Source organism: Cognatilysobacter xinjiangensis (assembly GCF_014651995.1).
GTDB lineage: Bacteria > Pseudomonadota > Gammaproteobacteria > Xanthomonadales > Xanthomonadaceae > Cognatilysobacter > Cognatilysobacter xinjiangensis.
The window spans coordinates 451,472-471,621 of sequence record NZ_BMXY01000001.1 but is presented as its reverse complement, the minus strand read 5'-3'; the positions used below and the strand labels follow the sequence as shown (position 1 = coordinate 471,621).

The 20,150-nt window shown below is 68.6% G+C and carries 14 protein-coding genes; 2 read left to right on the top strand and 12 right to left on the bottom strand.

Going from position 1 to position 20,150, the window contains the following annotated elements:
• Nucleotides 1–42: 42 nt before the first annotated feature.
• Entirely contained in the window at nucleotides 43–2,103 is a 2,061-nt protein-coding gene (locus tag IE066_RS02195; protein WP_189446688.1) for a dipeptidyl-peptidase 5, read from the bottom strand.
• A 132-nt stretch (nucleotides 2,104–2,235) separates the two neighbouring features.
• On the opposite strand from IE066_RS02195, the gene IE066_RS02190 reads away from it, so the two are divergent.
• Nucleotides 2,236–4,053, top strand: coding sequence for a peptide MFS transporter (locus tag IE066_RS02190; protein ID WP_229790628.1), 1,818 nt, complete (start codon nucleotides 2,236–2,238; stop codon nucleotides 4,051–4,053).
• A gap of 146 nt (nucleotides 4,054–4,199) precedes the next feature.
• Here IE066_RS02190 and IE066_RS02185 read toward each other — a convergent pair whose 3' ends face one another.
• The 7 genes from IE066_RS02185 to ssb form a co-directional block, all read right to left on the bottom strand.
• A complete protein-coding gene (locus tag IE066_RS02185) occupies nucleotides 4,200–6,179 on the bottom strand; it encodes an alpha/beta hydrolase family protein (protein WP_189446687.1) in 1,980 nt (659 codons plus the stop codon).
• A gap of 304 nt (nucleotides 6,180–6,483) precedes the next feature.
• Nucleotides 6,484–8,466 carry an alpha/beta hydrolase family protein gene (locus IE066_RS02180; RefSeq protein WP_189446686.1) on the bottom strand — a complete coding sequence of 661 codons (1,983 nt, stop codon included), beginning with the start codon at nucleotides 8,464–8,466 and terminating at the stop codon, nucleotides 6,484–6,486.
• A 78-nt stretch (nucleotides 8,467–8,544) separates the two neighbouring features.
• Complete coding sequence (gene rfbD / locus IE066_RS02175; RefSeq protein WP_189446685.1) at nucleotides 8,545–9,447, bottom strand: dTDP-4-dehydrorhamnose reductase; 903 nt, start codon at nucleotides 9,445–9,447, stop codon at nucleotides 8,545–8,547.
• Complete coding sequence (gene rfbC / locus IE066_RS02170) at nucleotides 9,444–9,998, bottom strand: dTDP-4-dehydrorhamnose 3,5-epimerase (RefSeq protein ID WP_189446684.1); 555 nt, start codon at nucleotides 9,996–9,998, stop codon at nucleotides 9,444–9,446. The genes rfbD and rfbC overlap by 4 nt, the downstream gene beginning before the upstream one ends.
• The gene (gene rfbA, locus IE066_RS02165; protein ID WP_189446683.1) at nucleotides 9,995–10,888 is read right to left on the bottom strand and encodes a glucose-1-phosphate thymidylyltransferase RfbA; all 894 of its coding nucleotides are present in this window, start codon (nucleotides 10,886–10,888) and stop codon (nucleotides 9,995–9,997) included. The genes rfbC and rfbA overlap by 4 nt, the downstream gene beginning before the upstream one ends.
• Nucleotides 10,885–11,937 (bottom strand): dTDP-glucose 4,6-dehydratase, encoded by a 1,053-nt coding sequence (gene rfbB / locus IE066_RS02160; protein WP_189446682.1) that lies wholly within the window; start codon nucleotides 11,935–11,937, stop codon nucleotides 10,885–10,887. Before rfbB ends, rfbA begins: the two co-directional genes overlap by 4 nt.
• A gap of 60 nt (nucleotides 11,938–11,997) precedes the next feature.
• A complete protein-coding gene (gene ssb / locus IE066_RS02155; protein WP_189446681.1) occupies nucleotides 11,998–12,498 on the bottom strand; it encodes a single-stranded DNA-binding protein in 501 nt (166 codons plus the stop codon).
• A gap of 161 nt (nucleotides 12,499–12,659) precedes the next feature.
• Here ssb and IE066_RS02150 point away from each other — a divergent pair, with 161 nt between their 5' ends.
• Nucleotides 12,660–13,646, top strand: coding sequence for a polyprenyl synthetase family protein (locus tag IE066_RS02150; RefSeq protein WP_229790627.1), 987 nt, complete (start codon nucleotides 12,660–12,662; stop codon nucleotides 13,644–13,646).
• Nucleotides 13,647–13,826: 180 nt separating this feature from the next.
• On the opposite strand, the gene IE066_RS02145 is transcribed toward IE066_RS02150, so the two are convergent.
• From IE066_RS02145 to IE066_RS02130, 4 genes are all read right to left on the bottom strand, one after another.
• A complete protein-coding gene (locus tag IE066_RS02145; RefSeq protein ID WP_189446680.1) occupies nucleotides 13,827–14,639 on the bottom strand; it encodes a dienelactone hydrolase family protein in 813 nt (270 codons plus the stop codon).
• Nucleotides 14,640–14,717: 78 nt separating this feature from the next.
• On the bottom strand, nucleotides 14,718–16,136 hold the full coding sequence (murD, locus tag IE066_RS02140; protein WP_189448736.1) for a UDP-N-acetylmuramoyl-L-alanine--D-glutamate ligase: 1,419 nt from the start codon (nucleotides 16,134–16,136) through the stop codon (nucleotides 14,718–14,720).
• Nucleotides 16,117–17,475, bottom strand: coding sequence for a UDP-N-acetyl-alpha-D-muramoyl-L-alanyl-L-glutamate epimerase (gene murL, locus IE066_RS02135; RefSeq protein ID WP_189446679.1), 1,359 nt, complete (start codon nucleotides 17,473–17,475; stop codon nucleotides 16,117–16,119). The genes murD and murL overlap by 20 nt, the downstream gene beginning before the upstream one ends.
• Complete coding sequence (locus tag IE066_RS02130; RefSeq protein WP_189446678.1) at nucleotides 17,468–20,062, bottom strand: bifunctional aspartate kinase/diaminopimelate decarboxylase; 2,595 nt, start codon at nucleotides 20,060–20,062, stop codon at nucleotides 17,468–17,470. The genes murL and IE066_RS02130 overlap by 8 nt, the downstream gene beginning before the upstream one ends.
• Between the last annotated feature and the right edge of the window lie 88 nt (nucleotides 20,063–20,150).

Below are 20,150 nucleotides of genomic sequence, written 5' to 3'. Positions count from 1 at the left end.
ACGCCCGCCCCCGACGTGGGGCGGGCGTCGCAGGTCACGCGCTTACTGGCCGATGTGCTGGCGCAGCCAGTCGTTGACCGTGTCGTGCCACTTCACGCTGTTCTGCGGCTTGAGCACCCAGTGGTTCTCGTCCGGGAAGTACAGGAACTTCGACTCGATGCCGCGGCGCTGCAGCGCGGTGAACACGCCCAGGCCCTGCTCGACCGGGATGCGGAAGTCCTGCTGGCCGTGGATGACCAGCATCGGCACGCGCCACTTGTCGACGTGGTTGACCGGGTTGAAGCGCTCGTAGTTCTTCGGCACGTCGAACGGCGTGCCGCCCTGCTCCCACTCGCTGAACCACAGCTCCTCGGTCGCGTAGCCCATCATGCGCTGGTCGAACACGCCGTCGTGGCTGACCAGGCACTTCCACGGCTCGTTCCAGTTACCCGCGATCCAGTTGACCATGAAGCCGCCGTAGCTCGCGCCCAGCGCGCACGCGCGGTTGCCGTCGAGGAAGGCGTACTTCTTCTGCGCGGCGGCCCAGCCCTTCTGAAGGTCCTCCAGCGGGCGGTCGCCCCAGTGCTGGCTGATCGCGTCGGTGAACGCCTGCCCGTAGCCGGTGGACCCGTGGAAGTCGATCATGACGACCGCATAGCCCTGCCCCGCGTACGTCTGCGGGTTCCAGCGGTAGCTCCAGCCGTTGCCGAAGCTGCCCTGCGGGCCGCCGTGGATCAGGAAGGCGACGGGATAGGTCTTGCCCTCCTCGTAGTTCCATGGCTTGACCACGTAGCCGCGCACGGTGTCGCCGTTCCAGCCCTTGAAGTCGAACTGCTCGTAGTCGCCGAAGCGCACGTCGCCGAGCAGGCCGGAGGCGTCCGGCGTGACCGAGCGCACGCCCTGCCCGGCGAGCCCGCCGGTGAACAGCTGGTCGCCCGACTTGATCGTGCTGCGGGCGAAGGCCAGCACGCCGTTCTCGATGTCGAAAGACGAGATCGAGCCATCGCCCACGACCTTGGAGACCGCGCCCGAGGTGACGTCCACCGCGAACAGCGGGTGCTCGCCCATGTCCTGCGCGGTGGTGTAGATCGTGCGGCCGTCGTTCGACAGCGCGATGCCGTCGGCGGAGCGATCCCACTTCGCCGCGATCTCGCGCTTGGCGCCGCTGGCGACGTCCATCGCCATCAGCGCGAAGCGGTCGGCCTCGAAGCCGGGGCGCTTCATCGCGCGGTAGTACAGCGTGCGGCCGTCGGCGCTGAACACGCCGCCGGTGTCCCAGGCCTTGTTGTCGGCGGTGAGGTTGCGCGCGTCGGCGCTGCCGTCGGCCGGGACGAGGTAGAGGTCGAAGTTGGTCGACCACGGCTCCTCGCGGTCGGCGTTGCGTGCGCTGAACACGATCGACGTGCCGTCCGGCGACCAGCCGAACTCCGTGGCGTCGCCGAACGGGCGCGAGGGCACGTCGCCCGTTACGTTGGCGCCGACCAGCGTCGCGGTCGCGGGCGGCTTGCCGGACAGGTCGGCGACGAACAGGCGATTGAGCTTGCCCTCGTTCCAGGCGTCCCAGTGGCGCACGAACATGCGGTCGAACACCACGCCACTGGTCTTGGGCAGGTCCTTGTTCTCGCCGTGCTTGGCGTTGCAGGCGAGATCCGCCGCGCAGGCGGGGTAGGTTTCCAGGCTGACCGCCACGCGCTTGCCGTCCGGCGAAAGCAGGAAACTGCCGACATCGAGCGGAAGCGCGGTGGCCTGCACCGGCGCGCCGCCAGCGGTAGGCACGTAGTAAAGCTGCGACGAGCCGTTCTTCGAACTCAGGAAGTAGACGCGCTTGCCGTCGGCGGAGATCTCCGGCGAGTTGACGTTCCAGCCCTCGGGCGTCAGCCGGCGCGGCTTGGCCGCGGCGTTGGCCGTGTCCTGCGCCCAGAGCGCGGCCGCCGCCTTGTTGGCGTCGAAGTCGACTACCCGGCGCGCGTAGACCAGCGTCTTCCCATCGGGCGTCAGCAGCGGGCTGGAGAAACGGTCCATCGAGACCAGCTCGCGGGGCTGCAGGCCATGGGGTGCGGCGCTCGCGGCCAGCGGGATCGCGGCGGCGACGAGCAGGGGCAGAAGGGCGAGGCGACGGGACATCGGGACTCCGCGTTCGGGGCGATCCGCCGATGGTAGGCCGACGGCGGGTGCCGGCAAAGCGATCATCCGCGGCGGGAAGGCGCTCGGCATGTCGTGGCTATACTCGGGCACCTTTCACACGCGGAGTCGTGCGTGTCGTCATCCCCGCCTGTCGCCGCCCTCGCCGCGGACCCGCGCCGTGACCTGTTCGGTCATCCCAAGGGCGTCTACGTCTGCTTCTTCACCGAAATGTGGGAGCGCTTCTCGTTCTACGGAATGAAGGCGCTGCTGCTGCTCTTCCTGCTCAAGCACCACCTCTTCAGCGACGACATGGGCTACGACGTGCTCGGCGCGTACGGCGGCCTGGTGTACTGCATCCCGGTGTTCGGCGGCATGCTGGCCGACCGCTACCTCGGCATGCGCAAGGCGGTGATCTTCGGCGGCATCCTGCTGGTGCTCGGGCACCTGGGCATGACGGTCGAGGGCGCGGAGGCGCACGTCGTCGGCGGGCAGGTGGTGCGCGACGAGGGCTCCCTGCGCGTGTTCTACCTGTCGCTCGCACTGATCATCATGGGCGTCGGCTTCCTCAAGCCCAACATCTCGACCATCGTCGGCAAGCTCTACGCCGAGGACGATCCGCGGCGCGACTCGGGCTTCTCGCTGTTCTACGCGGGTATCAACCTCGGCGCGCTGTTCGCGTCCATCGTCTGCGGCTACCTCGGCCAGACGCTCGGCTGGGCCTGGGGCTTCGGCGCCGCCGGCATCGGCATGGCATTGGGCCTCGCGCAGTTCCTGTGGGGCCAGAAGTACCTGCACGGGCTGGCCGAGCCGCCGGAACCGGCGCGGTTGCGCGAACGCGTTTTCGGCATGCCGCGCGAGATCGCGATCTATGTAGGCGCGGTGATCGGACTGGTGCCGGTGGCGGCGCTGATGTGGGCGGTCGCCAACGGCGCATTCTCGCTGGGCGAGCACCTCTCGCTCGCGCTGATGCTGATGCTGCTGGTGATGGCCGGCGTGCTGGTCTGGTTCTTCTGGTTCACCGCCACCAAGTGCACGCCGGTGCAGCGCCAGCAGATGTATGCGCTGATCGTGCTGATCGCGATGTGCCTGGTGTTCTTCACCCTCTACGAGCAGACCTACGGCTCGTGGGTGACGTTCACCGATCGCATGCTCACCAAGGACATCGTGCCTTCGCTCGTGCAGCGCGGCGCCGAGTTCGAGGCCGGCACGCAGGTGGGCTTCGCCGATTTCCTGCGGCATGCGCCCTGGTCGATCGTCTCGCTGCTGCTGGCGCCGCTGGCGTTCGTGGTGTCGGCGTCTCTGTCCGACCGCAACCCCGGCTCGGGCGCGCCGCGCGTGTTCTTCGGCCTGTCGGTGCTGGCGATGCTGGTGTTCCTGGTGCGCGACGTGCTGGTGCTACCTCAGACCGCCGGCTCGCTCACCTTCCTCGGCGCGCTCTTCATCGTGCTGTTGGCGCCGACCTTCAGCGTGGTCTGGGCCTGGCTGGGCCGACGCGGCCGCGACCCGTCCAAGCCTGTGAAGTCGGCGCTGGGCCTGATGTTCGCCGGCCTGAGCTTCATCCCGCTCGCGTGGGCGGCGGAACACGCGGGCGCATCAGGCGCGATGGCCAGCGTCTGGTGGCTGGTGCTGGCCTACTTCGTACTGGAGGTCGGCGAGATGTGCCTGTCGCCGGTGGGCCTGTCGGCGGTGACGCAGCTGTCCGTGCGTAGCGTCGTCAGCCTGATGATGGGCACGTGGTTCCTCGCCACCGCTTTCTCGGAGACGCTGGCGGCGCAGTTCGCCAAGGTCGCATCGCTGGAGATTCCAGAAGGCACGGCGATCGACATGGCCGAGGCCGGCGCGAAGTATGCCGACCTGTTCTGGCTGATGATGTGGATCGGCCTGGGCTGTGGCGTGCTGGCGCTGCTGATCTCGCCGCTGCTGAAGCGATGGATGCATGGGGTGAAGTGATCGCGGACGCGAATCCGCCCGGTGCAAAGAAAAAAGGCGCCTCGCGGCGCCTTTTTTCTTCCACCGTCAACGCGATGGAACCGCCATGACGTTGCGTCGACGATGCTGTCGGCAACGGCGGGGCACGTGGCCCCGCCGTACAGGCATCACTTCGCGCCCTGGCCGATATGCCGGTCGAAGAACCCGAGCATCTCGGTGTACAGCCGGAGATTGTTCTCTTCCTTGTAGAAGCCGTGCATCTCGCCGGACTGGATGATCACGCCTTCCGGCGGATTCCCGGCCTTGCGCAGCGCATCCGCCATCGCTTCGGTCTGGTCGGGCACCGCGCGTTCGTCGCGGGCGCCGGCCGCGAGGTAGACCGGAATGCGAACCTTGTCGGCATTGAAGGCCGGCGAGTTCGCCTGCTGCACCGCGCGGTCGGTACCGACGGTGCGACGCAGGTAACGCACGCCCGATTCGCTCTGCGGAATGTCGCCCTTGGTGAACAGCATGCCCATGTCATAGACGCCGACGTAGCCGAACGCGCACTTGAACATCCCCGGCTCGCGGATCGGTGCCATCAGCGACGAATAGCCGCCGAAGCTGCCGCCGTAGATGCAGACGCGATCCTTGTCCGCATAGCCTTCCGAAATCGCCCAGCGCGTCGCGTCGATGATGTCGTTCTGGATCGCCTGCCCCCACTGGCCGTGCCCGGCGTCGCGGAAGCCACGGCCGTAGCCGCCGGATCCGCGGAAGTTGATCTTCAGCACCGCGTAGCCGCGGCTGGCCAGCAGCTGCGCCTCGCTGTTGAAACGCCAGTTGTCGCGGGGGCCGATGGGGCCACCGTGGGGATTGACGATCAGCGGCAGGTTGCGGCCGGAGGTACCGGCCGGCACGACGAGATAGCCGTAAAGCTTCTGGCCGTCGCGCGCGGTGAACGAGAACGGCTTCACCGACGCCATCTTCGCCTTGTCCAGCCACTGGCGCTGCTGCATCAGGAAGCGCGCCTGGCCGGTCGCGCGATCGTAGAGATACAGCTCGCCCGGATTGCGATCGCTGTACACGGACACCACGATCTTGCTGCCGTCCGACGTTGCGCTGGAGAAATCCACCATCTCGCCCGGGAACGCCGCGGCCAGGCTCTGGTAGAGCTTGCCGTCCGCATGCTCGGGCTCGAGCACTTCCACCTTCGGCGCACCGGCCTCGGTGACCACCGCGACGATGCGCGACTGGTCCGCGGCCTGGATGTAGCCGGAGATGTCGGCCACCGGATCCTGGAACAGCGGACGATAGGCCCCCGTCCCGACATCGAACACGCCGATGCCCGCGGGCTTCACGCCGTCGGTTTCGCTCGCGTAGACCGTGCCGTCCTCCGACGTGCCGATGATCGCGAGGTGGCGCCCGTCGCTTTTCGAGGCATTGACCAGGTTCCACTTGCCGTCGTCGCCGCGGCGGAAGAGTTCGGTGCGCTCCTCGAACTCGCCCTCCTCGTTGCGGCTTGACGCGCATACCGCGAAGCGCGGCTGCTTCTCGCGGTCGAGCGCGATGTCGCAGTTCTCCTTCGGCGCGCGCGCCAGCGTTTTCCAGCGGCCAGTGAACGTATCGAGCAACACCACCTCGGTGCCGGCGCCTTCGTCCGAGCGCGGTGAATACACGGTCATGACGACGTTCGTATCGTCGTTCCGCAGCGTGTCGAGCAGGCTGAAGCTCTGGTTGGAGACGGTCTTCGATCGCTGCGTCGCGTCGCGGGTCCCGTAGAAGATCAGCGGCCGCGGCTGGCTGCCATCGGCGTTGACAGCGAACCACTCGCCGGTACCGAAAGGCTGCTCATAACTGCCTACCTTACGCACCGCCGTGAACAGCAGGCGCTCCGGACTTGCCCAGTGGAATGCGCCGACGCTCTTGCGATCCGGGAGCTGGTTGACCTTGACGATCGACAGGTCCTTGGTACGCAGCACCACGAGGACGTCCTGGTCACCACGGTCGACCGTCGTTGCAAGATATTCGCCGGTCGGTGAGATGCGAACGGAGCTGTAGCTAGGATGACGGACAAAGTCCTCGATATCCGCGGCCTGTGCCGGCACGGCGGCGACCTTGGCGGCACCGACCAAGGCAAGGGCCAAGGCGGCCCGGTTCAGCGTTTTCATGTTTGTTCCCCAAGGAAAATCCCCGGGGACAAGCGTAGCCAATGATCACGCTCGCTGCATGCATGCGAGCGGCCGCGCGGGACAGCTTTGCGTCCGCGACCTTCGAGATGGTGGCGTTCAATCACTTGCGGAAGCGGAACGTCGGGCCGCCCCTGACCCACGATCCACGACCGACAAGGCGCGGGCGGCGTGCGCTTGGGGCACGATCCGGCGAAGGCTCAATACAAGCCCATCGATAGCGCTCGACTCCTCGGGTGCGCTAACGCCAAATGGAAAGGCGCCCCGAAGGGCGCCTCCACTCTGCTCAGCGCGTCGCGGTCTTCGCGCCGGCCACCGGCGGGGATGCCGTTTCCCCGCCGAGGCTGCGGGACAGGAACGCGAGCAGCTTTGTATAGAACTCGCGGCGGTGCTCGACGAGATAGAAGCCGTGGCCCTCGGTATCGAAGTACAGCGTTTCCACCGGAACGCCCGCCTTGCGAAGTGCGCGTTCCATCATGCGGCTGTGCTCGATAGGCGCGCGCTCGTCCTCGCCACCGGCGGCAAGGAAGACCGGCACCTTGATGCGATCGGCCAGGCGCGTCGGCGACACCTCGGCGACCTTGTCGCGCGGACCGATCCAGTCGTTGACGTAGTTGCGGCCCAACTTGCGGTCGGCGATGTCGCCTGCCGTGTGCATAGTCGGCAGGTCGTAGACACCGACATAGCCGACGGCGCAGCGGTACAGGTCGGGTTCCTTGGCGACGCCCATCAACGACGCGTAACCGCCGTAGCTGGCGCCGTACAGGCAGATCCTCGATCCATCCGCGATGCCCTGCTCGATCGCCCACTTCGTGGCGTCGGTCAGGTCGTCCTGCATGGCGCCGCCCCACTGCCGCGCACCGGCGTAACGGAAGTCGCGGCCGTAGCCTCCGGAGCCGCGGTAGTTGACCTGCAGCACGGCATAGCCCGCGCTCGCCAGCATCTGCACGTCATTGTCGAAGCGCCAGTAATCGCGAATCCCGAACGGCCCGCCGTGCGGCATCACTACCATCGGCAGTCGCTTGCCTTCACTGCCTTTCGGACGCGTCACGAAGCCGCGCAGCGCCAAGCCGTCGCGGGCCTTGAAGTTCACTGGCACTGACGGATTCATCAGGTCGGGGTCGAACCAGTCCTGATTACTCATGACGTAGTCCGCCTTGAGCTTCCTGGTATCGAACAGATAGTAATCGCCGGAGTTGCGGTCGCTCGAGACGTACACGAGCGCCACACCTCCATCGGCGGTCTCCGACGTGATCGAGACGGTGGAGCCTTCGAAAGACTTCTCGAGCAGGCGGTAGAGCTTCGCGTCCGGGCTGGTCTCGTCGAAGAAGCGCATCTCGGGCTTGCCGGCGGCGAAGTAGGCGCCGATCGGCACGTTCGTGCCCGGCTTGTAGATCATCTGCATCGGATCGGCCACCGAGTCGCGCATCACCTCCCTGCGCTCGCCGCTGACAGTGTCGTACGCGATGATCCGATCCGGGCCCTTCTCGCTCTCCAGAAGCAGATAGGCGATGCGGTCGTCGGCCGAGAAGCCGAGCGGCGCCTCATCCAGGCCGGTCGCGGCGGCATCGTTGATCACCTGCCACGGCTCGCCATCACCCTTGCGGTAGTACAGGCGGGTACTCAGGTCGATGTCTTCGCCGTGCGCGAAGCGGACGATACCGGCATTGTCGGTCGTGAACGAGGCGTTGCGCATCGGCGCGCTCGCCACGCGAGTGCGACGGCCGCTATAGACGTCCATCTTCTCGGCTCGCGCGAAGGTGTCGGTGGCGAACGGCGAGACGGTGATGATCACGGACTTGTCGTCGTTGGCCAGATCGTCCACCAGGAACGCCGCGACGTCTTCTGCTTTCTTGCCCTTGATGTGCGTTCCCAGCTCCTGACGCACGCGGTAGCCCACCAGGGGATCCGCCTGTCCGCTGGTCGCGTTCAGCGCGAACAGCTCCCCCGTAGGACTCGGCTCATCGAGCGCACCGAACTTCTCGCCGACCGAAATCAGAACGCGCTCGGGGTTCACCCAATTGAAGCCGACAACGGTCGTGTTCCTACCAAGCGAGAAACTACCCGTGACCTTGTTGTCACTGCGGCGGATGACGGCCAGGATCGTGCGATCCTCCATCGGCACGGTGGCCGCAAAGTAATCGCCCTTGGGCGAGATCTTGATCTGCTCGAACTTGTCCTTGCGGATGTACGGCTCGATGTCGAGCGCATGCGCGAGCGGCGACGCGGCCATGACGGCCGCGATGACCGCGATCCTGAATCGGTTCATTCCCCTAGCCCTTCGATGAGTGCCGTCGGCCCGCGTGCGACCCATGTCGCGCCGTCCCGGGCCACCGGTCCCGCTAGGCTAGCCCACGGCGGGTGCCTCGACACCCTCCAGCGTGGTTTCCAGCGCGTCGCGCCAGTCGGGAAGATGAATTCCGATGCCGGTGAGGTCGCCGGTATCGAGGACCGAGAACGCGGGACGGCGGGCCGGTGTCGGATAGGCGGACGTCGGAATCGGCTTCACTCGCGGAGCCCGCTGCAAGAGTCCGCGGCGAACAGCGCTGTCGAAGATGGCGCTCGCGAAACCGCACCAACTGGTGCGTCCGGCGGCGACGAGGTGGTGGATGCCGCCGACGTCGGCTCGGTCGAGCAATTGCGTCGTCACCGCGGCGATCAGCCACGCCGGCGTCGGGCTGCCGATCTGGTCGTCCACGACACCCAGTTCGTCGCGCTCCGCACCCAGTCGCAGCATCGTGCGCAGGAAATTCTGCCCGCGAAGGCCGTAGACCCACGCGGTGCGCAGAATAAGCACGTCGGCGCCGCTGTCGAGCAGCGCTTCCTCGGCCGCGCGTTTGCTGCGGCCGTAGACGCCCAGTGGCGCGGTGGCATCGTCGACGCGATAGGGCGCGTCGGCGCTGCCGTCGAAGACGTAATCCGTGGAGTAATGCACGAGGCGCGCACCGATGCCGGCGCAGGCCTCCGCCATCGCCCGCGGTGCCTCGGCGTTGATGCGGAACGCGAGGTCCGGTTCCGCCTCCGCGCGATCGACGGCGGTATGCGCCGCAGCATTGATCACCCGCATCGGCCGCACCTCGGCGATCAGCGCGCGGACGGCGTCGAGGTCGGTGACGTCGAGTGCGGCCTCCCGAGAGCCCTCGCACACGCGCTCGCCCGAGCGCGTCGCGACGACGAGATCCTCGCCGGCAAGCCGCCTCGCGAGCTCGTAGCCCACCTGCCCCGTGCCACCGATCAGCAGCGTGCTCATTCGAAGCGTGGCAGGCGGTCGGCGGCGACCTCGGCGAGCAGCGGCGCCGCCGAGTCCTTCGCCGACAGCAGGGGCGACGACACCGGCCAGTCAATCGCGAGGGACGGATCGTCCCAGCGGACAGCTGCATCCGCGGACGGGTCGTAGGTCGCCGTGCACAGGTACGAGAACAGCGCCGTTTCGCTGAGCACCACGAAGCCGTGCGCGAAGCCTTCCGGGATCCAGAAGTGGCGGCGGTTCTCCTCGTTGAGAACGACGCCCGTCCAGCGCCCGAACGTGGGCGAGCCGGCGCGGATGTCCACGGCGACGTCCCAGACCTCGCCCTGCAGCACCGTCACGAACTTGCCCTGCGGCTTCGGCCACTGGTAGTGCAGGCCACGCAGCACGCCACGCGACGACTTCGACACGTTCCCCTGCACGAACGTCGGCGTGACGCCGTGCTCGGCGAGGCGATCCATGTTGAAGGATTCGTAGAAGAAGCCGCGGTCATCGCCGAACACGCGCGGCTCGATCACCACGCAGCCCGGCAGGTCGGTCTCAATCCACTTCACGGCACGTAACCCCGCTCGGACAGGCCGAGCAGGTAACGCCCGTAGCCGTTCTTCGACAGCGGCTTCGCCAGTCGGACCAGGTCATCGTTGCTGATCCAGCCATTGTTCCAGGCGATTTCCTCGGGGCAGCACACGCGCAGACCCTGGCGCGCCTCGATCGTCTCGATGTAGTTCGACGCCTCCAGCAACGACTGGTGCGTACCGGTATCGAGCCACGCGTAGCCGCGGCCGAGGCGCTGCAGGTGCAACGAGCCCTCGTCGAGGTACAGGCGGTTGAGGTCGGTGATCTCGAGCTCGCCGCGCGGCGACGGGGCGAGGCGCGACGCCAACTCGCTTGCACGACCGTCGTAGAAGTAGAGGCCGGTGACCGCGTAGTTCGAGCGCGGCTGCGCGGGCTTCTCCTCCAGGCCGACGACGCGACCGCCCGCATCGAATTCGGCGACGCCGTAGCGTTCGGGATCGTTAACCCAGTAGCCGAACACGGTGGCGCCGTCGGTGCGCGAATCCGCCTCGCGCAGCATCGCGGTAAGGCCCGGGCCGTGGAAGATGTTGTCACCCAGCACGAGGCAGCTCGGCGCGCCGGCGAGGAAGTCCTCGCCGATCAGGAAGGCCTGTGCGAGGCCGTCCGGGCTCGGCTGCACCGCGTATTCGATGCGCATGCCCCATTGCGAGCCGTCGCCCAGCAGGGCGCGGAACAGCGCCTGCTCGTGCGGCGTGTTGATCACGAGGACATCGCGGATGCCCGCCAGCATCAGCACGCTCAGCGGGTAATAGATCATCGGCTTGTCGTAGACGGGCAGCAGTTGCTTGCTGATCGCCTGCGTAATCGGATACAGCCGCGTGCCGGAGCCGCCGGCGAGGATGATGCCCTTGCGCCCGGTCGTGCTCATGCCTGGCCGATCCGTTCGAGGCGGTAGCTGCCGTCGAGCACGCGGTTCACCCACGCCTGGTTGTCGAGGTACCAGTCGACCGTGCGCTCGATGCCCTGCTCGAAGGTGACCGTCGGCGCCCAGCCGAGTTCGCCCTTCAGCTTGGACGCGTCGATCGCGTAGCGGCGATCGTGGCCCGGTCGGTCGGCGACGAAGGTGATCAGCGACTCGCGCGCGCGGCCATCGGCGAGCGGGCGCCTGGCGTCGAGCAGGCGGCAGATGGCGCGCACCACTTCGATGTTCTCGCGTTCTGCGTCGCCACCGACGTTGTAGGTCTCGCCGACCCGGCCTGCTTCCAGCACGCGTGCGATCGCGCTGCAGTGGTCGCCGACGTACAGCCAGTCGCGCACGTTGCGGCCATCGCCGTACACCGGCAGCGCCTCGCCGGCGAGTGCGCGGGCGACGATCAGCGGGATGAGCTTCTCGGGGAACTGGTACGGCCCGTAGTTGTTCGAGCAGTTGGTCGTGAGGACCGGCAGGCCATAGGTGTGGTGGAAGGCGCGCACGAGGTGGTCCGACGCGGCCTTCGACGCCGAATACGGCGAGTTCGGCGCGTACGGCGTGGTCTCGGTGAACTTGCCGGTCTCGCCGAGCGTGCCGTAGACCTCGTCGGTGGAGACGTGCAGGAAACGGAACGCGTCGCGTGCCTCGCCTTCCAGCGAGCGCCAGTAGTCGCGCGTGCGCTTAAGCAGGCTCAAGGTGCCGACCACATTGGTCTGCACGAACGCGGCCGGGCCGTCGATCGAGCGGTCGACATGGCTCTCGGCGGCGAAGTTGATCACCGCATCGGGGCGATGCTCGGCGAGCAGCCGCGCGACGACATCGGCGTCGCCGATGTCGCCCTGCACGAACACATGGCCGGGATGGCCTTCGAGGGCCGACAGCGTGTCGAGGTTGCCGGCGTAGGTGAGCGCATCGAGATTGACGACGCGAATACCGCGCCGCACGGCGTCCAGCACGAAATTGCCGCCGATGAAACCGGCGCCGCCGGTCACGAGCCAAGTGGTCAAGCGTCTGCTCCTTGCAGTGGAGGTGGCGATGGCCGCCCTCGCGTGACGGCCCGACGACGATCAGAACGGGATGTCGTCGTCCGCGAAGTCGCCGCCGCCGAAATCGTTGTTGCGCGCGGCCGGGGCCTCGCGGCGCGGCGCCGGGGCCGACTGGGGCGCGCGCGGTGCACGTTCGCCACCGCCGCGGAACTCGCCACGACCGCCACCCATGCCACCGCCGCCTTCGCCACCACCGCCGAGCATCTGCATCTCGTCGGCGACGATGTCGGTGAAGTACTTCTCCACGCCGTCCGCGCCGGTGAACTTGTCGTAGCGGATCGAGCCTTCGATGTAGACCTGGCGGCCCTTCTTCAGGTACTCGCCGGCGATCTCGCCGAGCTTGCCGAACAGCTTCACGCGATGCCACTCGGTGCGTTCCTGCTGGTTCCCGTCGCGGTCCTTGCGCACGCTGGTGGTGGCGAGGCTGAGAGTCGTCACCGCCATGCCGCCCTGCGTGTACTTGACCTCGGGATCGTTGCCGAGATTGCCGACGAGAATGACCTTGTTGACGCCGCGTGCCATGAGTTCTGTCCTTTCGGGGCCGTGAGTGACGGCCGACATTGAAGTATACCCGGCGGCCGTCGGGGGTCGGCCGCCGCCACGCTGCCGCGTAGGAAAAAGTCCCTCCGCAGGCCGCGCCGCCTATAATCGCCGGCCGCTTTCCCACCGCGCGAGACGCTTCGATGCCGTCCCCCACCCTGTCCGAGATCCAGGCGCTTGCCCGGGCGCCGATGGCCGCGGTCGACGCGCTGATCCGGCGTCGCCTCGCCTCGGACGTGGTGCTGATCAACCAAGTTGCCGAGTACATCGTGGGCGCGGGCGGCAAGCGCCTGCGGCCGATGCTGCTCCTGCTCGCTTCCGGCGCGGCCGGCGGCGAGGCGGCCATCGACGCACGCGCGCACCAGCTCGCGGCGGTCGTGGAGTTCATCCATACGGCGACGCTGCTGCACGACGACGTGGTCGACGAGTCCGACATGCGCCGCGGCCGTCGCACCGCCAACGCCGTCTGGGGCAATGCCGCCAGCGTGCTGGTGGGCGACTTCCTGTACTCGCGCAGTTTCCAGCTGATGGTCGAGTTGCAGCGCATGGAGGTAATGCAGATCCTCGCCGACACCACCAACCGGATCGCCGAGGGCGAGGTGCTGCAACTGCTGCACATCCGCAACCCGGATACCGACGAGGCCGCCTACCTGCGCGTGATCGAACGCAAGACGGCCGTGCTGTTCGCCGCGGCGACCCGGCTTGGCGGCCTGCTCGCCGGTGCGCCCGCCAAGCAGGTCGACGCGCTGGAAGCCTTCGGCCTCGACCTCGGCTATGCCTTCCAGATCGCCGACGACGTACTCGACTACGCCGCCGACGCCGATGTGCTGGGCAAGAACATCGGCGACGACCTCGCCGAGGGTAAGGCGACGCTGCCGCTGATCCACGCGATCGCGCACAGCGATGCAGCCACGTCGGCGCGCCTGCGCGAGATCGTCAGTGCGGGCGATGCCGAGGCGCTCGATGAGGTCGTCGCGGCCATCCGTGCGACCGGCGGGCTCGACTACAGCCGCGCGCGTGCCGACGAGTACGCGGCGCGTGCCGAAGCCGCGCTGTCGGCCCTGCCTGTGAACGCCTACACGGATGCGCTGCGCGGTCTCGCGCGCTATGCGGTGAGCCGCGAGGTCTAGCCCGCTGCGTCGCGGGCTGCCTTGGCCGCGGCTACGCGGCGCGTGTCGCCGCACGAATGACCCTCCCGGCATGTGTCATTCGGCCGGCAGCCCTGAAGATGCCTGCGTTCGCAGTGCGGCGAGCGGTACAGGGCGATGCCGCTGAGACGTGGCGCGTTGGCGTCACGCGCGGCGCGCAATCTAGCGCCGCGGCGTCTTCGCGAATCGCTCGGAGAAGAAGTCCGCCATCATCCGGTATGCGCGCTTGGCCGAACGCTCGTCGTAGCGGCAATTGCTGGACGGGTCGTTACCGGCGTCCGGCTCCGCGAAGCAGTGCACGGCGCCACCGAAGTCGACGAACTGCCAGTCGGCGCCGGCCCGCGTCATTTCGTCCTGGAACTTCGCCACGGCTTCGCGGCTGACGCCCTTGTCGGCCGCGCCATTGAGCACCAGCACCGGTGCCTTCAGCGCGCCGGCCTGCGCGGGCAGGGTGGTATCGATGCCCGCATGCAGCGCCACCACGCCGCCCAAGGGCGCTCCCGAACGTGCGAGCTCAAGTGCCGCCGTGCCGCCGAAGCAGAACCCGAACACGCCGATGCGCGAGGCATCCAGCGGCGCGGACGCCTGCGCGCGCAGCGTGTCGACGGCCTTCTGCATGCGGCTGCGCAGCAGCGCGCGCTCGCCCCGGAGCACGCCGGCGGCCTTGCCCGCCTCCTTCGCGTCCTTGGGCCGCAGGTCGCGCCCGTAGACGTCGGCCACCAGCACGACGTAGTCCTTGCCGGCCACCGCCTTGGCCTTCTCGACTGCCGATGCGTTCACGCCCATCCAGTTGGGCACCATGACGAGGCCCGGGCGGCTCTTCGCGCCCGCATCGTCGTAGACGAGCACGCCACGGAACGGCTTGCCGTCGATCGTCCAGTCGACTTCGCGCGTGCGCATCGCGGCCTGCGTCTGCAGCGTGGCGGCCATCAGCAGCGCGGTGACCGTGAAACGGAAGCGTCGCGTGCGGGTCATGGCAGTCTCCGGGGGCGGGATGCCCGGAGCGTACCGCGCTGATCGAGGCGCCGACGTGCAGCCCGTCGGCGCGGAGGCTCAGGCGATTCCCAGGCCCGGAATCGCGCTGATGATCTCGGGGTCGAAGCCCGCGCGGCGGGCGAAGTCGCGACCGCGATCGACGTAGTCGTGGTAGGCACCGAAGCTCGGCGCGCCGGGCGACATCAGCACGACCGGCGACGTCGCGCCGGCCGCCCTCAACGCATCTGCCGCGCGCGTCATCGCGTCGCCCAAGTCCGCCGCCTGCAGCAGCGCGAAGCCGGCGTCCGCGGCCACGGGCTTCAGCAGCGCGTGGATGCGTGGACCATTGGCGCCCATCGTCACCACGACTTTCGGCGCGTTCTGGCGCATTGCCACCGCAAAACCTGACCAGTCGAGGCCGCGGTCATGTCCGCCGACGAGCACCGCGACATCGCGATCGGCGAAGCAGTCCAGCGCCGCCAGCGTGGCATGCGGCGTGGTGCTGATCGAATCGTTGACGTACGTGACGCCGCCCCGTTCGCCCAGCGACTGCAGCCGGTGCGGCAGCGGGCGGAAGTCGAAGGCGGCCCTCGCCAATGCACGCGCGTCGAGCCCCAGCGCTTCGATCGCCGTCAGCACCGCGGCGAGGTTCCCGCGGTTGTGGCGTCCCGGCAGCGGCAGGCCGAGCGTGTCCATGACCGCCTCGTCGCCGCGATGCAGCACGTCACCGCGCAGGTGCCAGCCGCGCGCATCGCCGAACCAGCGCACGTCGATGCCGGCGGGCAGTTCGAGCGCGGCGAGAATCGGGTCGGCCGCATTGAGCACCGCGATGCGCGGCCCGGCGTGCGTCACGAGCTTGAGCTTGTCCTCGACGTAGCGCTGGTGCGAGCCGTGCCAGTCGAGGTGCTCGGGGAAGATGTTAAGCACGACCGCGACCGCCGGATGCGCGCCGCTGATCGCCACGTCGCCGGTCTGGTAGCTCGACAGTTCGATCGCCCAGTAATCGGGCGACGGCTGCGGCTCCAGCACTTCCAGCAGCGGAAGGCCGATGTTGCCGGCGAGCGCGGTGCGATGGCCGGCGCTGCGCAGCAGGTGCGCGAGCAGCGAGGTCGTGGTGCTCTTGCCTTTGGTGCCGGTGATGCAGACGGCATTCGCGACGACGCCCACCACGTCCGCATGTTCCGCGAACCACAGCGACGTCCCGCCGATCAACCGCGTACCCGCCGCCGTCGCCGCGGCAGCGCCCTCGCCATACGGGCTGATGCCCGGCGACTTGACGACGACGTCGAACGCCGAGAGCGACTCGCCATCGACGCGCGTGGCGATCGCCAGCGCGCCGTCACCCAGCGCGCGCGCATCGCCGGCCTCGGCCTCGCTGCAGAACAGCGTCAGCGGCAGCGCCGGCAGGCGCGAGCGGATCGCGCGATACGCGGCGCGGCCTTCGCGGCCCCAGCCCCAGAGCGCGACGCGCCGGCCGTCAAGCTGCGAGATGCGCACGCAGGCGGTTCCACAGCGCATCGGGAATGCCGTGCTCGTCTGAGATCACGAGCAGCGGCTCGATCGCCGGCACGTCGTCCAGTTGCGGCAGGATCTCGTGCGCGAAGCGCTCGACGATCGCGTCCTCGCGCCATTCCGGGCGCTGCGCGAGCGCCGCCATCGCTGCACGCGATTCCTGGCCCTCGCCCACGCATTCGAACGGCTTGTGGTCGCGGTATTCGAGCAGCGCGTCGAAGCCGCCGGTCTGGGACGCGTCGTCGAGCAGGTTGCGCCCGAAGATGCCGACCAGGCGCGGCTTGCTCATGAACGGCGCCAGCGCCAGGAACACGAAATGGCACTTCGGGCAGATGCCGCACCAGCGCTGCGCCGGGCGCTCGCCGAGGATGTGGAAATTGCGGTTGCAGCTGGAGAAGTGCTGGTCGTAGCGGTCCGACTTCGCGAACTGCCGCGCGACGGCCAGCTCGCTCAGCGGGCGCAGCAGCGAGTAGTAGCGAAGGTCGGCGGCGACATGCGTGCGCAGGTGCTTGGCGAAGGCCTGCTCGAAGGCCCAGCCCTTCGACCACTGGTGGTTGACCTCGCCGGTGCCCTCGATCATCGAGCCGTAGCTCGCCGAGCGCTCATTGGAGAACACCACCTGGTCGACGCCGTGCAGCAGCGCGGCGAGCGCTAAGGTCGCCGAGTTCACCGCGGTGACCGGGATGTGCCCGTTCCACGCGCCGCTGCGGTTGTACTCGAACAGCTGCGGTGCGAGCTGGCGGCCGATGTTGAGCGTCGGCAGGCCGGTGCGCTCGGCGCAGGCCTGGATCAGCTGCGAGCCGCCGATCCACGTCACCGTCTGATCGATGCCGGCGCCGCGCAGCGATTCGATGCTGACCAGCGAATCCTTGCCGCCGCCGATCGCCACTAGCGCGTGCTGGCGCAGGCCGAGCGAGGGCGCATCGCCGCTCGCAGCGGCCGATGACGGGAAGCGGATCGCGCCGCGCAGTTGCAGGCCGTTGCGGTAGGCGAACTCGCCGAGGCCGCTCTCGTAGACCTCGGTGAGCAGCGCGGCGGTGGCCGCGTCGATCGCGTAGGACTCGATGAGGATGTCCTTCGGCACCGCGGCCTTGTAGTAGCTCACGCCAGCGATGAGGTGCAGCAGGCGCAGCGCCCGTTCCACCGCCTTTGCGCGATCGCCGTCCAGGGCGAACGGCGCGCCGGGCACGGTGACCGTCTCCACCAGCTCGGGGCCGTCGTCGAAGGCGTAGACGAGCTGCGCCACGCCGGTGGCCGCGTCGAAGCCGCAGCGGACGAAGCGGAAGCTGCGGATGGAATCGCGCGAGAAGCGCCAGTCAGTCATCGAGGATGTCCTCGGCCGGCAGCGGCCGCAGGTTGTAGGTATTCGCCATCGCCATGCCGTAGGCACCGGCGTCGGCGATCAGCACGAGGTCGCCCTCGCCCGTCGCCGACGGCAGGCGCCGGTGACGGCCGAGCACGTCGCCCGATTCGCAGATCGGGCCGACGACGTCGAAGGTGTCGAGCGACGGGTCGCCGTCGCGCGTGAGGTTGTGGATGCCGTGGTAGGCCTCGTACATCGCCGGCCGCAGCAGCGCGTTCATGCCGGCATCGAGGCCGATGCGGCGCACGCCGTCCTTCTCGACCACCTGCGTGACCTGCAGCAGCAGCGCGCCGGCTTCCGCCACGAGGTAGCGGCCGGGTTCGATGGCGAGACGGCATCGCGGATACGCGGATTTGATCGCACGCACGCCCTCGCGCCAGGCGTCGAGGTCGAACGGCCGCACATCGGGCGTGTACGGCACCGGAAAGCCGCCGCCGATGTCGATCGTGTCGATGCCCTCGGAGGAATCGGCCAGTGCGGCCAGCGTCCCGTAGACCTCGCGCCAGTGCGCGGGATCGTCGATGCCGCTGCCGAGGTGCGCATGCAGGCCGGTGATGCGCAGGCCGAGCGCGCGCGCCTCGGCCATGAACGCGTCGAAGCGCGCGATCGGAAGGCCGAACTTCGCCTCCGCGCCGCCGGTCTTCACCTTCTCGTGGTGGCCGTCGCCGTGGCCGAGGTCGAGGCGCAGCCAGGCCTCCCGACCGCGTACTACGTCGGGCCAACGATGCAGCATCTCGAGGTTGTCGAGCGTGACATTGACGCCCGCCTCGAAGGCCGCCTCGTACTCGCGGCGCGGCGCGAAACTCGGGGTGAACAGGATGCGCGACGGATCGAGCGCCGGCAGCGTGCGCCTCACGTGTTCGACCTCGGCCACCGACACGCATTCGAAGCCGAAGCCGACGGCCTCGAGCGCCCGCAGGATCGCAGGGTGGGCATTGGCCTTGAGCGCGTAGAAGCCGCGATCGACGATGCCGCCGGCAAGCAGCGAACGCGCGCGCTCGCGCACCGTCGGCAGGTGGTAGACGTAGCGCGGTGTCGACGCGGCGGCCTTCGCCAGCAGCTCGTCGCGATGCGCGACCCACCACGGCGTGGCGCGATCGGGGCGGCCGTGCACGACGTCGCGCCAGGCCGGGCCGAACACGCTTTCGTCCAGCACCGGCATCGCGCCGCCGCGCACCAGTTCGGCATGCAGCGTGGGCAGCAGGCCCTCGGCATCGGCCTCGTCGACCACGAACGTCAGGTTGAGGTCGTTGGACGACTGCGAGATCAGGTGCACGCGCTCGCGGCCGAACGTCGCCCAGACATCCGACAGCTTGTGCAGCAGCGAGCGCATGCCGCGGCCGACCAGCGTGATCGCCGCGCAGGGCGCGATGACCTTCACCCGGCAGACCTCGGCGAGGTCCTCGCTCAGCGCGCTCAGCACGTTGGTGGTGACGAGGTTCTCGCTCGGGTCGAGCGATACGGTGACGTTGGTTTCCGATGAGCCGATCAGGTCGATCGACAGGCCGTGGCGCTTGAAGCGTTCGAACACGTCGGCGAGGAAGCCGACCTGCTGCCACATGCCCACCGACTCCATCGACACCAGCACGATGCCGTTGCGCCGGCTGATGGCCTTGACGCCGGGCACCGTCGCAGCGGTCGCGTCGATGCGCGTGCCGGGCAGGTCGGGACGCTCGGTATCGAGGATCGCCATCGGCACCTTCGCATCGCGACACGGGCCGATCGAGCGGGGATGCAGCACCTTGGCGCCGGTGGTGGCGATTTCCTGCGCCTCGGCGTAGTCCAGCCGCGCGAGCAGGCGCGCGTCGGGCACCTCGCGCGGGTTCGCGGTGAACATGCCGGGCACGTCGGTCCAGATCTCGACGCGCGCGGCGCCGAGCAGCGCCCCGAAATACGCGGCCGAGGTGTCCGAGCCGCCACGGCCCAGGATCGCGGTGCCGCCATCGGCATGCCGCGAGATGAAGCCCTGCGTCAGCACGATGGACGTCGGATGCGCGGAGAACCGCGCGGCGAATGCGGGATCGGTGCGGTGGCCGCAGTTCACAGACAGGCGCCCGGCCCAATCGCTCTGGTTCGGCAGCGCCACGGCGTCGAGCCATTCGCGCGCATCGCACCAGCCGATGTCGACGCCCTGCGAGGCGAGATAGGCCACGCCCAGCGTCGACGAGAGCAGCTCGCCCTGCGCGAGCAGCTCGGCCTGCCAGTCGAGGCGGCGCTCGGACGCACGAGGATCGGCGACGAGCGCCGACAGCGCCGCGAGGCGCTCGCCGAGCACGGCATCGGCATCGAGGCCCAGCTCGCCGCAGAACTCGCGATGGCGCGCGACGAGCGCTGCGACCTTCGCATCCGCGATATCGCCAGCGCCGGCGTTCGCGATCGCCTGCAGCTCGTTGGTCACGCCCGACAGCGCGGACACGACCACCAGCACCCGTGCGCCTTCCTCCTGCGCGCGTTTGGCCGCGAGGCGCCCGATGGTGTCCCAACGGTTCCGGCGGGACACGGAGGTGCCACCGAACTTGAGTACGACCCAGCGCGTCGAAGCGGTCACGAGGTTTCCTGGAGGGCGCGCGGCAGGCGCCGCGGGCGGACATGGGAGCACGCGCCCGCCGGGGGCGGATGTCGTGCTCATGGGAACG